This window comes from Enterococcus sp. DIV2467a (genome assembly GCF_050532945.1).
Lineage (GTDB): Bacteria > Bacillota > Bacilli > Lactobacillales > Enterococcaceae > Enterococcus > Enterococcus faecalis.
Genome location: NZ_CP172896.1, coordinates 1,785,861 through 1,800,923, shown reverse-complemented (window position 1 = coordinate 1,800,923; position 15,063 = coordinate 1,785,861). Strand labels below are relative to the sequence as shown.

Below are 15,063 nucleotides of genomic sequence, written 5' to 3'. Positions count from 1 at the left end.
GGAAATTTATCCGCAAGCTTTTTTTATAATTCTTTTGGTAAAATCGCAGAAGTGATTTCTTTGTTCTCGTAGGCAATAAAAAAATCGATTAATTGCTTGTCAAATTGCTCAATATCCTCTTTGTAAAGGGAGCTAGGAATCACAAAAGTTTGCTCTAGGGTGCCTGCTAGATAATCGCCATCTAAACTTTGGGCGACAACTAAAAATTCTTGTTTGCGCCAATGTTCCACATCTGTTTCAGAAATGGTTTCTGGAGAGGCTAAAAATTTACAATTTTCGACAAACTGTTCATCAATTTCTTCACTGAAAGTTAATTCAGCATCCTCTTCTTGAGGTTGAGAGAGGATTGCTTGCAAAAATGTTTGTGGTTTTGCATCGGGTAATGTTTCTTTTAGCTGTTCAAAATCCAATGAAAGTTCCTCCTTATTGTTTGTTTAAAATAGTTACTGAAAAATCAATGGGTGAATTTGTTTTAAGGCTTTTGGCTTCTAAGATGATTTTTTCAGCCAACAAATCGTTTCCGTTATATACAGGTGTCACGCGATAGCGAACGGTTTCGCCGCGATCAAGAGCTGCCCGAATCTGATTTTCATATTTCGTCATATAAGGAGTGTTGACAGGATTCTGATACAAGGTGGTTAAGTTACGTGGATCATCACCACTGCCTCCCATTTGACGGCCGATTAGGTGGCCACGCGAATGATTAGCTTTTCCTGAAATGAAACCAGCTGGTCGAATATCTTTATTAGCGGAAGTTCCTGTATTGACCATTGCGGGTTTTAATAGCGCATCAGCGCCTGTCGCTCGTTTTAGACGATCTAGAGAATGATAAGTAATCCAGCCGTTTGAGTTATCCTTTAATTCCTCTGCTGAAAATGTGGCTTTACCATTTTCGATGGGTCCGGGATTATCTCCTTTTGGTGCTGGTGTGCTTGAGGGGGTGGTTGTTTGTGGTTGAACATTAAATAAATCTTGTAAAGCATCAGGAACTTTAACGCCAACCGCGCCTAAAATTAAAATGATTAATGCGCCAATCAGCATGATGGTTGAATTAAATGGTGGTTTCTTCTTTCTGTTTGCCATAACGTGCTCCTCTAATTTTATACTTGCAATAGTCCAAATTTAAGTGGACCATCTTTTCTATTATACGTAAATTTGCTAAAAAATCAAAAAAGGCTTTTCTTTGAAAGACTTGTTTTCTCAGATATGTTACTATTTTAATGTAGAAGGGAAGGGATAGTGGATGGCCTATATTGAAGTCAAAAATGAATACAAGCGTTACCAAATGGGAGAGACAACTATTACTGCGAATGACGGCATTTCTTTTGAAGTGGAAAAAGGAGAAGTAGCGGTTATTTTAGGCCCCAGCGGTGCTGGAAAATCAACTGTTTTAAATATTCTTGGTGGAATGGACAGCTGTGATGAAGGGGAAATTATTATTGATGGCACAGATATCGCTCAGTTTTCAGAGAAACAATTAACCACTTATCGACGCAATGATGTCGGGTTTGTTTTCCAATTTTACAATTTAGTCCCAAATTTAACGGCAAAAGAAAATGTCGAATTGGCTTCGCAAATCGTTGCGGATGCGTTGGATTCGACCACTGTTTTACAATCGGTGGGTTTAGGGGAACGTTTAGATAATTTTCCAGCGCAACTTTCTGGTGGTGAACAACAACGAGTAACCATCGCCCGTGCGATTGCTAAAAAGCCCAAGTTACTTTTATGTGATGAACCGACAGGAGCGCTGGATTATGAAACAGGGAAACAAATTTTAACCATTTTGCAAAACACTGCTCGTGAAACTGGAACGACCGTCTTAATTATTACCCACAATTCAGCCATTGCAGAAATGGCCGATCGGGTAATTCGAATTAATGATGCGAAAGTTCGCGAAATGACTGTGAATGATCAGCCTAAATTGGTTGCTGAAATTGAATGGTAGGTGCCTAAAATGAAGAAAACAGCGCTAATTAAAACAAGCTTACGTGAAATTAGACAATCTACTACACGATTTTTATCGATTATGGGGATTATTTTCCTTGGTGTAATGGTCTTTGTTGGTTTGAAAGCTACTGGACCAGATATGATTAAAACCGCGAATAATTATTACCAGAAAGAGCAGCTTCCAGATGCGCGAATAATTTCTACAATGGGACTGGAAAAGAAAGATTTAACAACACTACAGTCTTTAAAAGATGTCGAAACAGTTGTGCCGCGGTATACAATAGATGCCACGATTGGGCCGCAAAATAATGCAGTAAAATTGTTTGGCTATCGAAAAAATCAAGCAGGATCGGTTAACTATCAAGTAGTTGACGGTCGGTTACCTAAACAAACAAATGAAATTGCATTAGATACATTAGCGAAAACTAGATATGACTATAAAATGGGTGATAAAATCACTTTAAACGATGCAGCGATTAAAGAAAAAGGGCTGAAACAAACTCATTTTACTGTTGTTGGATTTATCAATTCACCAGAATATATTGATAATACATCCAGGGGAACCACAACGGTCGGGTCTGGAACGTTAAATTTTTTTGGCGTGGTTTCGGAAAAAGCCTTTGACAGTCAACGGTATCCAGAATTGCTAATCTCATTTCGTTCATTAAAACATCAAAATACGTATTCCTCTGATTATGAAAAGAAAAGAGAGCAGGCCTTAAATCAAGTAAAAGAGGCACTGAAAAATCGGCCAGAAGAACAGGTTGCGGCTCTGCGTGATTCGGCTCAGCCGGACATTAACCAAGGTCGGCAAGCGCTGGAAACGGGAAAACAAGCACTTGCGCAGTTGGAGCAACAACCAGGAATTCCAGCTGAGATGCTTGAAAAGCAAAAAGACGAATTGGCTAAACAAGAACAACTGTTGGCTGAAAAAGAAACAGAGCTAGCCAATTTGAAAGCCCCAACGTATTATTATTTTACTAGGGAAGACAATCCAGGATTTTCTGAATATCAAGATAACGCTGATCGGATTTCTTCTTTAGCCACGCTGTTCCCGTTGTTCTTTTTCCTAATTGCGGCATTAGTCAGCTTAACTACCATGACACGTATGGTTGAAGAAAAAAGAATGGAAATTGGTAGTTTGAAAGCTTTAGGTTATCGTAATCGTGAAATTGCTTCGATTTTTATTACCTATGCAACGGTTGCCAGCTTAACAGGTGCATTATTAGGATTGGCAGTTGGCTATTATCTATTCCCTAAAATAATTTTTGATGCCTACGGTCAAATGTACAATATTCCTGATTTAGTTACACCGTGGTACTTAAATTACAGTTTATGGGGCATCATTGTAGCCTTAGCTTGTACTGTGGGAGCGGCCTTAGTGACATTAAGAATCGATTTATTAAGTACCCCAGCTACCTTGCTAAGACCCAAAGCGCCGAAAGCAGGCCAACGGATTTTACTAGAACGAATCCGCCCTTTATGGCAACGCATGAGCTTTATTCAAAAAGTGACCGCTAGAAATCTGTTCCGCTATAAACGACGGATGCTGATGACCGTTATCGGAATAGCTGGTTGTATGGGGCTGTTAATTGTTGGTTTTGGTTTACGCGATTCAATTGTGGATGTCGCTACAATTCAATTTAATAAAATCTGGCATTACCAAGCAGTCGTGACTTTTAAAGAGCAAACAACACCTGAAGAGACAAAAGAGTATCAAGAAACGTTGCGCAAACTGGATGGTTTGAATAAAACAATTCCGTTATATTCAGAAATCTTTAAAACGAAGGGCAAAGGCGCACCAACTCAAAATATTACTCTTTATGTGCCACAAGATCCTTCGAAAATGGCTGATTTTCAGTTATTTAATGATCGAGTCACTGGAGAAAAATATTCCCTCAACGATGACGGTGTAATCATTAATGAAAAATTAGCTAAATTATTTGGCTATAAAGTCGGAGATCAATTAAATTTAGAAAATAGTGATAATCAAACCTATCACGTGAAAATTGCCGCGATTGCAGAGAACTACACGGGTCATTTTGTCTATATGACGCCGAAACTCTACCAGACGATGACGAAACAGAAGCCGGAGTATAATACAGAATTCCTACTTTTTGACAAAAAGTTATCCTCAAAACAAGAAACCTCAATCGGAGAGGCGTTGACAAAACAGCCGAAAGTGTTGAACATTACGTTTTTAACTGCGATGAAAGGTTCGTTTGATGATATGCTGAAAAGCCTTGATATTGTCATTTGGGTACTAATTGCTGTTTCTGGTTCTTTAGCGTTAATTGTGTTATATAATTTAACCAATATTAATGTTTCTGAACGGATTCGAGAACTTTCCACGATTAAGGTTTTAGGATTTTACGATCGTGAAGTCACTACCTATGTTTACCGTGAAAACATTATTTTAACGTTCATTGGTATTATTGTTGGCTGCTTCTTTGGGAAAATTTTGCATCAGTATATTTTAGCAACCGTTGAAGTTGATTTAATTATGTTTTCGCCAATTATTCATTGGCCAAGTTATCTATATTCCGCAGTCATCACCATGTGTTTCACGTTGTTTGTGATGGTCATTATGCATCGGAAATTGAAGAAAATCAATATGATTGAAGCGTTAAAATCAAATGAATAGCACATTTTAAAAAACGAGGAGTCCGTAGAAGTTCGATAATTCTAGGGCTGCTCGTTTATTGTTGCTTCTTTTATTAAGAAAAAATAGGTCTTAAGATGTATCTTTTGAGATTTATTTGGAAATTACTACTCTTTTTATTTAAAAATTGGTACACTATTACTAGGTTATAGCACAGAAAGGAGTGTGGGAAAAGTGTTAGAAGGTCTACCATTGGAAACGGTTTATTTTTATGCATTAGTGGGGAGCGCGGTCCTCACTTTTTTACTAATTATTTTTGGGGATGTTTTTAATTTTGATGGACCGGTGGACCCAATGCTGATTATTCCATGGATTGCTTTTACCTCGCTGTTTGGGTACCTTGGGGAAGAGTTAACAGCGGTGAATAGTTGGCTTATTTTAATTGTCAGTGGTATTCTTTCAACCATTATTGTTTTCTTCCTAAATTTTTATGTGTTGGTCCCTTTGAAAAATTCGGAGGCCACAATTTCTATTTCGGAAAAAGACATGGAGGGTCGTGTTGCTACTGTGATTACCCCAATTCCTGTCCGGGGAATGGGCGAGATTCAATTGAAGAGTGTCACAGGTTCGTTAAGTCGACCAGCAGCATTTTATGTGCCACAAGAAGTGGCTGCGCCAAGAGGTAGTGAGGTATTGATTATTGAATTGAAAGAACGGGTTTGTTATGTCATTCCTTACGAAGGCAGTCTAAAAATATAGAGTAGGAGAGAAGAAAATGGGGATTTTGTTACCGATTATTATTGCAGTTTTAGTATTATTAATGTTATTAATTGTGTTTGTTTCTAAATATCAGACAGCCAAACCTGATGAAGCGTTAATTATCAGCGGGAGCTATCTAGGCTCTAAAAATGTTCATGTAGACGAAGGTGGCAACAAAATTAAAATCGTTCGTGGCGGTGGTGCGTTTGTCTTACCAGTGTTCCAACGTTCAAATCGAATTAGTTTGCTTTCAAGTAAATTAGATGTTTCTACACCAGAAGTGTACACAGAACAAGGGGTTCCTGTGATGTGTGATGGGACATCAATCATTAAAATTGGTTCGTCAGTTGAAGAAATTGCGACAGCAGCGGAACAATTTTTAGGAAAAACAACAGAAGAATTAGAAAATGAAGCACGTGAAGTATTAGAAGGACATTTACGTTCGATTTTAGGTTCAATGACAGTGGAAGAAATTTACCAAAATCGTGATAAATTTAGCCAAAGTGTACAAGAAGTTGCCAGTGTTGACTTAGCTAAAATGGGCTTAGTTATTGTGTCGTTCACAATTAAAGAAGTTCGTGATAAAAATGGATACTTGGATTCATTAGGGAAACCAAGAATCGCTCAAGTTAAACGTGATGCAGATATTGCAGAAGCAGAAGCTTTGAAAGAAACTCGCATCAAAAAAGCGGAAGCAGAAAAAGAATCACAACAAGCGGAATTGCAACGTCAAACAGAAATTGCAGAAGCTTCAAAAGAAAAAGAATTGAAATTAGCGTTATACAAACAAGAACAAGATATTGCCAAAGCCAAAGCAGACCAAGCCTATAACTTGGAAAGCGCGCGTGCCCAACAACACGTGGTGGAACAAGAAATGGAAGTCAAAGTCGTTGAACGTCAAAAACAAATTGAGTTAGAAGAAAAAGAAATTACGCGTCGTGAAAAACAATACGACTCAGAAGTGAAGAAAAAAGCAGATGCAGATCGTTATGCACGCGAACAAGAAGCTCTTGCTCAAAAGGCACGCGAAGTGGCAGAAGCCGAAGCAGAACGCTTCAAAGTTGAAGCATTAGCCGAAGCGGAAGCCAACAAAACGCGTTTAACAGGTCAAGCGCAAGCCGAAGCTATTTTAGCTCGTGGTGCAGCGGAAGCCGAAGCCAAACAAAAGATTGCTGATGCCTTCAAAGAATATGGTGAAGCAGCTGTGTTAAGTATGGTGATGGAAATGTTGCCACAATTAATGAAAGAAGCAGCACAACCACTGGGCAACATCGACAAGATTTCAGTGGTAGATACAGGCGCAGGTGGCGAAAATTCTGGCGCCAACCGTATTACCAATTATGCAACAAACTTGTTGGCTGGTACACAAGAAACACTAAAAGAAACAACGGGCCTCGACGTGAAAGAGCTAATTGAAAACTTTTCTAAAAAAGGTACCTCAAATAGCGTGAACTATCATGCAACAGAAGGTTCAGAAAAAGAATAGAAATCAGCCTTTAAGGAGTAGCGAATCGCATTTCGTTACTCCTTAATGCTGTATTGAAACGATAAACGAACAATCTGACAGAGGAATAGCGAGTGCTTGTTTTGTTTCAAAGATTCTGATAACATAGAGTTCTTGGAGGGATAGAGATGTCAAAAAAGAATAAAGATATTGAAGTACGTGTTGAAGAAGAAAAAGCCCAATACAATGGAGCAAATGTTTTAATGAACAAATTATTTATTGGTAAAAAAGAAATCGGTCGTGTCATTCCGCAAAATGATAAAAAATTCATCATTGAAATTGATGGTAAGCAAGAAGGTACAGCAAAAAATCTGGACGAAGCCTTTGAAACAATTATTCGTCAATGGAATTTAAGTGAATAAAAAATAAATAACAATTTTTTTAAAAAAAGGGTTGCTTTTTTCTGGAAAAGATTGTATTATAACTAAGTCAGGTCGTTACAGCGACAATGACTTTTTGGAGGAATAGCGAAGTGGCTAAACGCGACGGACTGTAAATCCGTTCCTTAGGGTTCAGTGGTTCGAATCCACTTTCCTCCATTTTCTTTTTGGGGTATAGCCAAGCGGTAAGGCAACGGACTTTGACTCCGTCATGCGTTGGTTCGAATCCAGCTACCCCAGTTTTCAGAACATTTCTGGTAGAGAGATGTTCTTTTTTTGTATAATTATATAACAAAAATGAAGTAAGATTTTCCTCATGTACAGGCTAGAAAAGTTTTCATTTATATAAGAATATGCTAAAGTATTAAGAAAGAATAGTCTGGAGTTGATAAGAATGAACTTTAAAGAAAAAATTACAGAAATGGTTGAAAATGTTTACGATTTAGCACGCGATGGTAAGTATGATGTCAAAGTTGACTTAATTCCTCGTAAAAAAGGCAACATCAAAAGTGGTGTTAAAGTCACTTCTTCAAGAAATACAGCCCACAATATCAAATGGCGTTCAAAAAACTAATTCGTCTTTAACAGAAACACCGGAGCAGACAACATTATTGTCTACTCCGGTATTTTTATTTTTCTAATTCGATGCCTAAGACAGTTAAATGCCCATTACCAACTAATTTGATAACTAATTGGGCTAAGTGGTTGGGTGTCATATCCGTCTCGCTAGTAATCCACCAATGAAGGGTACCGATGAAGATAGAGGTCATGTATTCAATAACAAAATCTATCGGTACATCAATATCATTTTCGGTAATACGCAACTGCGAAAAAATCGTCGCATATTTTTCTTCGATAATTTCAGCTAAGCGTTTTCGAAAGTGTTCGTTGAAATTATTGTCCATGATAGTTAAGAAGAAAGATTTGTTCTCTTGAATATTAATATAGAGTTGCGTCAGAAGTTCTTCAATGTGCTTCACGCGGACACGGTTGCCATTAACCAGTTGTTGCGAATCAAGAATAGCGGTAAAAGCACTAAGCGTAAAGGTGAAGATTGCATCATATAAATGCTGTTTGTCTTTAAAATGAGCATAAAAAGTCGCACGATTAATCATAGCTTCATCAGCAATATCCTGAATCGTCACCGCTTCGTAGCCTTTCGTTTCTACAAGTTTAAAAAAAGCTTCAATAATCATTTTTCTGGTTCGTTGTACTCTAAGGTCTGTTTTCTTTGCCATCATAAATTCCTTTCGAGATAGTCAACATTCGCGGAAACTTTGTTGTTTATCTCACAAAATAGGGTAAATTGCTTGTTGCAAATCATTTAGAACCTTTCTAAAATAGGTATATCTATTATAACAAACAGTTTGTATAATAATCAACAAACTGTTGGGAAATGAAGGGGTATTTTAATTGATGGTTATGAGAGCAGGGATTGATGTTGGGTCAACGACAGTAAAATTAGTATTTTTAAATAAACAAAATCAGCCTATTTTTACAAAATATGAACGCCATTTTTCAGATGTCAAAGCAGCAACGGAACGCATTTTAAAAGAAGGGCTAGCAAGGATCGGTGCAGACCAACCTGTGACAATGAGCATAACTGGCTCTGGTGGTATGGGGCTGGCTGAGGTATTAGGGATTCCCTTTGTTCAAGAAGTTATCGCGTGTACACGAACTGTTGAAACAATAATCCCAGAAACGGATGTTGCTATTGAACTTGGCGGAGAAGATGCAAAAATCACTTTTTTTGATGGTGCTTTAGAGCAACGAATGAATGGTAGTTGTGCAGGTGGGACAGGCGCCTTCATCGATCAAATGGCTGTTTTACTTAAAACGGATGCCAATGGAGTGAATGAATTGGCGAAGAATTATCAAACTATTTATCCGATTGCTTCCCGCTGTGGGGTTTTTGCTAAAACGGATGTTCAACCTTTAATCAATGAAGGAGCAGCGAAAGAAGATATCGCGGCGAGTATTTTTCAAGCGGTAGTTAATCAAACAATCGCCGGGTTAGCTGCTGGTCGCAAAATTAAAGGTAAAGTAGCGTTTTTAGGGGGACCTTTATTTTTCATGTCAGAATTGAGAAAACGGTTTGTTGAAACCTTAGCAATTCAGCCAGAAGATGTTATTTTTCCAGAACAACCGCAACTGTTTGTAGCAATGGGTGCAGCACTTTATTCAGAAGATGCAGCCGAATGTACATTGGAAGAATTAATTCAGCGCTTAGTGAACAGCCAGGCTACTGATTTACAGCCGAGCGACACGTTACCACCGTTATTTAACAGCGCAGAAGATTTGGCAGATTTTCGAGAAAGACACGCGCAAGCTCAAGCAAAGGAGAAACCTTTATCTCAACATACTGGCGTGACCTTTTTAGGGATTGATGCAGGCTCTACAACGACAAAAGTCACATTGATTGATGAAGATGGTCATTTGTTGTTTTCTTTTTATGGTAATAACCAAGGGCAACCTTTAGAAACCACCATGACAGTACTGAAATCACTTTATCAACAACTGCCTGAAGAAGTTTTTATCGGAAAAGCGGCTGTTACAGGATATGGAGAACAGCTAATAAAAAATGCGTTAAAAGTCGATATTGGTGAAGTTGAAACGATGGCCCATTACAAAGCAGCCAACCATTTTCAGCCAGGTGTGGATTTTATTTTGGATATCGGAGGACAAGATATGAAAGCGATGACCATTAAAAATGGCGTGCTTTCCTCGATACAATTAAATGAAGCTTGTTCTTCTGGGTGCGGTTCCTTTATCGAAACCTTTGCGCAATCTTTAAAATATAATGTGAAGGATTTTGCTTTGGCGGCTTTAGAATCGCAAGCGCCTGTTGATTTAGGTTCTCGGTGTACTGTTTTTATGAACTCAAAAGTGAAACAGGTTCAAAAAGAAGGGGCCTCTGTCGGCGATATTTCTGCTGGACTATCTTATTCAGTCATCAAAAATGCCATTTATAAAGTCATTAAGGTTCGCCGACCTGAAGAGTTGGGAGAAAAGATTGTCTGCCAGGGAGGAACATTTTACAATGAAGCGGTCTTGAGAGCTTTTGAAAAAATTAGCGGTCGTGAAGTGGTTCGCCCTTCTATTGCTGGTTTGATGGGGGCCTATGGCGCAGCGCTGATTGCTTTGGACGCTTATGAAATTGGGGAAGAAACCACGCTTCTTTCTTTAGAAGAGTTAGCGGCATTTACCTCTGAAAAGGAATTTACTCATTGCGGCTTGTGTGAAAACAATTGTCAATTAACGGTCACAGTGTTTTCAGATGGGCGCCAATTTATTACGGGAAATCGCTGTGAACGTGGTGCACGAATTAAAATTAAACGAGAAGAACGCAAAGTGAATTTGGTTGATTATAAGTACCGCAAGTTATTTAAGTACCGACCTTTGCGGGAAATTAAAGCGTTTCGTGGGCGCGTGGGTATCCCTAGAGTCCTAAACATGTATGAAAATTATCCTTTGTGGCATACATTTTTTACTGACTTGGGCTTTCGGGTCGAATTATCGCCACGTTCTAATAAGCAAATCTATGAACAAGGCCTTGAAACGATTCCCAGTGATACGGTTTGTTACCCAGCGAAAATGGCGCATGGACATATTCAAGCATTAATTGATGCGCAAGTGCCAATTATCTTTTATCCTGGTGTCGTTTTTGAACAGCAAGAAACAGTGGAAGCGGATAATCATTTTAATTGTCCAATTGTGCAAAGCTACCCAGATGTCATTCGAAATAATGTGGATGCCATCAGAGAGGGCCAAGTAGATTATCGAAATCCCTATCTTAATTTAGCGAATGAAGCAGCAGTTGCCAAAGTTTTAGCTGAAAATTTTGCTGATTTAGGGATTTCCTTAGAAGAAATTCAAACAGCGCTGCATCATGGTTATCAAGAATTAGCAGCTTTTAAAAAAGAAATTCAAGAAAAAGGCGAAGAAACGTTAGCCATGTTAACTGAAAAAGGCCAGAGAGGAATTGTCTTATCGGGACGACCGTATCACTTGGATCCAGAAATTAATCACGGCATTGCCGAAGTCATTACACAGGAAGGATTCCATGTCTTGACAGAAGACAGTATCTCGCATCTTGGAGACGTGCAGAATTTACGTGTGGTGAATCAATGGGTCTATCATTCTCGCTTATATGCCGCGGCTAAAGTAGTGGCTAAGACGAAAAATTTAGAACTTGTCCAACTGAATTCCTTTGGTTGCGGCTTAGATGCTGTGACAACCGATCAAGTAGAAGAAATCATGGATCGGTCTGGCAAAATTTATACAGTCCTCAAAATCGATGAAGGTGCGAATTTGGGCGCAATTCGTATTCGGTTGCGCTCCTTGAAAGCGGCTGTCAATGAGCGGGAGAAGCAACAGTTTGTTCCGCATATGCAAATGGAAGAGCCGGAGAAAATTGTGTTTACAAAACAAATGAAAAAAACACATACCTTACTGTTACCAATGCTTAGCCCGATTCATCAATCTGGATTAGTCGATGTAGCATTACAAGCTTCTGGCTATCATGTCGTCTGTTTGCCTGCGCAAGACAAAGAAGCTGTGAATGTCGGGTTAAAATATGTCAATAATGATGCGTGTTACCCAGCAATTATTTCCATCGGACAACTAGTTGAAGCTTTGGAAAGTGGTCAATATGATTTGGATAATGTCAGTGTCTTAATGACGCAAACAGGGGGCGGTTGTCGCGCAACGAATTACATTCCATTATTACGAAAAGCCTTAAATGATGCTGGTTTTTCTCAAGTTCCTGTAGTTTCAGTTTCGATGGGCAATAAAGGAGTCGAATCCAATCCAGGATTTAAATTTACGTTGCCAATGATCAAGCGCTTAGTAGTTGCCTTTTTATATGGTGACTTATTCGAACGAGTAGTTTATCGAACAAGACCTTATGAAACAGAAAAAGGAATGGTGGATCAACTGCACCAAGATTGGCTAAAAAGAGTGGAAGCCAATGTCCGGAATGGTTCGCTGACACAATTTAATCACTTCATGAAAAAAATTATTCGGACGTTTGATGAAATTCCTTTACAAGAGATAAAAAAACCAAAAGTCGGTGTGGTCGGGGAAATTTTAGTGAAATATTCGCCGACAGCGAATAATGATATTGTGCGTTTGCTAGAAGAAGAAGGTGCTGAAGCAGTTGTGCCAGATATTGTTGGCTTTATGAACTATTCTTTGTACAATCAAATTTGGAAATACGAAAATATGGGCATGTCAAAACAAAGCAAACGTTTAGCAGAATTTGCGATAAAAATCATTGAATTGGTAGAAAAACCAATGGATAAGGCATTGAGAAAATCTGTCCGTTTTGATGGTATTCATTCCATTTATGATATGGCAGCAGATGCAAGTAAAATTTTATCAATTGGCAATCATACGGGTGAAGGTTGGTTTTTAACAGCTGAAATGATTGAGCTCTTAAAACACGAGGTGAATAACATCGTTTGTATGCAGCCGTTTGGATGTTTACCAAACCATATTGTTGGAAAAGGGATCGTGAAAGAGCTACGACGTCAATATCCGCAAGCAAACATTGCGGCGGTGGATTATGATCCAGGGGTATCTTTGGTCAATCAGTTGAACCGAATCCGTTTGATGATGGCCACAGCGAACAAGTTGTTGAAAGAAGAAAATGTAAAAAGATAATAACTAATAGAAATTCGTTTAAAAACATTTGGCTTGATCACTTTTTACTGACTAAGCCAAATGTTTTTGTTATAAAAAGAAAGCATACAACTAGACCAACTTTGATAAAAATTCCAATTCCTCTTTTATTTATCTTTTTTTGGTTGTTTACACGGTCTATACCAGTTATAATAGAAGAGGAGATGAATGAAGAGGAGGAAGCGTAAATGGTTCAAAATATACCAATTTATATTCAAATTCACGATAAAATCAAAGAAGATATTGAAAAAGGTGTCTGGAGTATCGGGGATCGTTTGCCCTCTGAGCGAGAATTAGCCTTGAAATTTGATGTTAGTCGAATGACCTTACGCCAAGCCATTCAGACTTTAGCAGACGAAGGGATTTTAGAACGAAAAATTGGTTCAGGAACGTATGTAGCACGTAAGAAAGTTCAAGAAACAATGACAGGTACCACTAGTTTTACAGAAATTACCTTGTCTCAAAATCGCGTTCCTTCTAGTCGGACGGTGTCTTATTTTGTAGCGAAACCTAGTTCTAGTGAGATGGAAAAATTACAACTAGGTCCAGAAGATTCAATTTTACGAATGGAAAGAATTCGTTTTGCGGATGACATTCCGATTTGTTTTGAGGTGGCGAGCATTCCTTATTCATTGGTCTCGCAATATGGCAAATCTGAAATCACGAACTCTTTTTATAAAACACTTGAAGCCAAATCTGGCCACAAAATTGGCCATTCTAACCAAACAATCTCTGCTGTTCAAGCATCGGAACAGATCGCAGAATATTTAGAGATTAAACGCGGCGATGCGATTCTGCGTGTGCGCCAAGTATCCTATTTTGAAAACGGACTACCTTTTGAATATGTTCGTACGCAGTATGCAGGAAGTCGATTTGAGTTTTATTTAGAGAAGTAGAGAAATGATAAGTATGGAAAAATGCCAAGAAATAGGCTGAGGTAAGATATTTTAACCTCCAAAAGTTGTATCTGAAAAATACAATTTTTGGAGGTTATTTTTTATGAACTTATCAGGTAGAATTCAAATTAAAATTAGTGAAAGCATCTCAATTCAAATAAATATTGAATAGAGTAGCAAGTCTGAATACCAAAAAAGTGAGATGGTTTGTCCCGCTATAAATATTGTTAAAAAATAAACTTATAATAGCTGCTAGTTTATTTGATTTATTCTTTTTTTGGCTGTAGTTCATTTTTGTCCATTTTTTACATTTCTTTTTTAAACTGATAAACCGACATAAGTAATCTGGATAAAAATATCAAAAATTCAGGTTACTGACAAACATTTAATTAGCATCTAAAAAATAATCATGTAAATTAAATGAGCAACGAAAACATCTGTTAGGGTGCTATCAATTTTTTTAAAATCTACATATGATTAAAACTTGATGCTATAATGTTACTAGTAAGGTTAATGTATACCATAGCAGTATTTGAGAAAAGTAGAAGTGTTTCTGATGTTAGATATGTGGGCTGTGTGTTGACTGATTTTCCTTTGAAGTTGAATAATAAGTTCGTGAATAATCGGAAATACTATATTTTTTCTGGTGAACAGATGGATTAGTGAAGATTGATACTGAACAGTCAATTGTTTTAAAAAAAGTGATTTTCAAATGGTAATAAAAGTATATTTAAAGGAACTCGAATTTTCAGAAAGTAGCTTCAAACTTAGTTTGAAAGAATAGCTTTCGGCTATAAAAAAAATTAAAAGGAGCCTGCCATGTTACAGAAATACATAGAAATTTTAACAAGAGACGAGGCCATCTTTCGTAAAAAGCCAGATGGAACAGAAGTAAATTATTTTCTATTTCCAGAGTTTGAAATACATATAAATAGCTTGCCAGGAAAAACTGTGCAAGGTTGGCATAAGCATCACAAAATCGAGGAAGTTTTACTTGTGCAGTCGGGAAAAGTGAAAATAGAAGAGCTAGAAAATCAGCAAATTGTTTCAAGAATTTGTGCAGAAGGAGAACTTATTCGGATGCATAATAGTCTTCATCGGATTAGTAATCCTGATACGTTATCTGCATCATTTACAGTATTTCGTTTTGTTCCACAAGGGCAAAATCAACAAGAATGCATAAAAAATGATAAAGAAGAATTCTCTGATGCGGCAGTACAACGGCTTCTAAAAATCAATGATTCGTTGTGATCGTTATTTTTAAACTTTTCTTTTCCCCCTCCTAGAAAACAC

Annotated in this window: 12 protein-coding genes and 2 tRNA genes; 11 read left to right on the top strand and 3 right to left on the bottom strand. The window is 37.8% G+C overall.

The annotated features are described in order from the left end of the window. Positions 1 to 23: 23 nt before the first annotated feature. Together IGL80_RS08420 and IGL80_RS08415 are read right to left on the bottom strand one after the other, a co-directional pair. Entirely contained in the window at positions 24 to 410 is a 387-nt protein-coding gene (locus IGL80_RS08420; RefSeq protein WP_002360464.1) for a hypothetical protein, read from the bottom strand. A gap of 13 nt (positions 411 to 423) precedes the next feature. Continuing rightward, a complete protein-coding gene (locus IGL80_RS08415; RefSeq protein ID WP_002357812.1) occupies positions 424 to 1,083 on the bottom strand; it encodes a DNA/RNA non-specific endonuclease in 660 nt (219 codons plus the stop codon). Positions 1,084 to 1,243: 160 nt separating this feature from the next. Between IGL80_RS08415 and IGL80_RS08410 the strand changes: the two genes are divergently transcribed. From IGL80_RS08410 to IGL80_RS08375, 8 genes are all read left to right on the top strand, one after another. Continuing rightward, positions 1,244 to 1,945, top strand: a complete 702-nt coding sequence (locus IGL80_RS08410) for an ABC transporter ATP-binding protein (protein WP_002360463.1) — start codon at positions 1,244 to 1,246, stop codon at positions 1,943 to 1,945. Positions 1,946 to 1,954: 9 nt separating this feature from the next. After that, entirely contained in the window at positions 1,955 to 4,591 is a 2,637-nt protein-coding gene (locus IGL80_RS08405; protein WP_010708220.1) for an FtsX-like permease family protein, read from the top strand. Positions 4,592 to 4,774: 183 nt separating this feature from the next. After that, complete coding sequence (locus IGL80_RS08400) at positions 4,775 to 5,308, top strand: hypothetical protein (RefSeq protein ID WP_002360460.1); 534 nt, start codon at positions 4,775 to 4,777, stop codon at positions 5,306 to 5,308. Positions 5,309 to 5,324: 16 nt separating this feature from the next. Next, positions 5,325 to 6,794 carry a flotillin family protein gene (locus tag IGL80_RS08395; protein WP_002357808.1) on the top strand — a complete coding sequence of 490 codons (1,470 nt, stop codon included), beginning with the start codon at positions 5,325 to 5,327 and terminating at the stop codon, positions 6,792 to 6,794. Positions 6,795 to 6,940: 146 nt separating this feature from the next. Further along, positions 6,941 to 7,174, top strand: a complete 234-nt coding sequence (locus tag IGL80_RS08390; RefSeq protein WP_002357806.1) for a DUF2969 domain-containing protein — start codon at positions 6,941 to 6,943, stop codon at positions 7,172 to 7,174. A 96-nt stretch (positions 7,175 to 7,270) separates the two neighbouring features. Beyond that, positions 7,271 to 7,351 (top strand) — tRNA-Tyr (locus IGL80_RS08385). 9 nt (positions 7,352 to 7,360) lie between these two features. Further along, a tRNA-Gln gene (locus IGL80_RS08380) sits at positions 7,361 to 7,432 on the top strand. Between the two features lie 154 nt (positions 7,433 to 7,586). Then, on the top strand, positions 7,587 to 7,766 hold the full coding sequence (locus IGL80_RS08375) for a hypothetical protein (protein ID WP_002357804.1): 180 nt from the start codon (positions 7,587 to 7,589) through the stop codon (positions 7,764 to 7,766). Positions 7,767 to 7,821: 55 nt separating this feature from the next. Here the strand turns inward: IGL80_RS08375 and IGL80_RS08370 are convergent, their stop codons facing one another. Beyond that, the gene (locus tag IGL80_RS08370; protein WP_002357803.1) at positions 7,822 to 8,433 is read right to left on the bottom strand and encodes a TetR/AcrR family transcriptional regulator; all 612 of its coding nucleotides are present in this window, start codon (positions 8,431 to 8,433) and stop codon (positions 7,822 to 7,824) included. A 175-nt stretch (positions 8,434 to 8,608) separates the two neighbouring features. Here IGL80_RS08370 and IGL80_RS08365 point away from each other — a divergent pair, with 175 nt between their 5' ends. The 3 genes from IGL80_RS08365 to IGL80_RS08355 all read left to right on the top strand — a co-directional run bounded on the left by IGL80_RS08365 (position 8,609) and on the right by IGL80_RS08355 (position 15,021). Continuing rightward, positions 8,609 to 12,856: a 2-hydroxyacyl-CoA dehydratase gene (locus IGL80_RS08365; protein WP_085366475.1), complete on the top strand. Its 4,248-nt coding sequence runs from the start codon at positions 8,609 to 8,611 to the stop codon at positions 12,854 to 12,856. Between the two features lie 206 nt (positions 12,857 to 13,062). After that, a complete protein-coding gene (locus tag IGL80_RS08360; protein WP_002357800.1) occupies positions 13,063 to 13,770 on the top strand; it encodes a GntR family transcriptional regulator in 708 nt (235 codons plus the stop codon). Between the two features lie 819 nt (positions 13,771 to 14,589). Beyond that, positions 14,590 to 15,021, top strand: a complete 432-nt coding sequence (locus tag IGL80_RS08355; RefSeq protein ID WP_002360458.1) for a cupin domain-containing protein — start codon at positions 14,590 to 14,592, stop codon at positions 15,019 to 15,021. Positions 15,022 to 15,063: the final 42 nt, after the last annotated feature.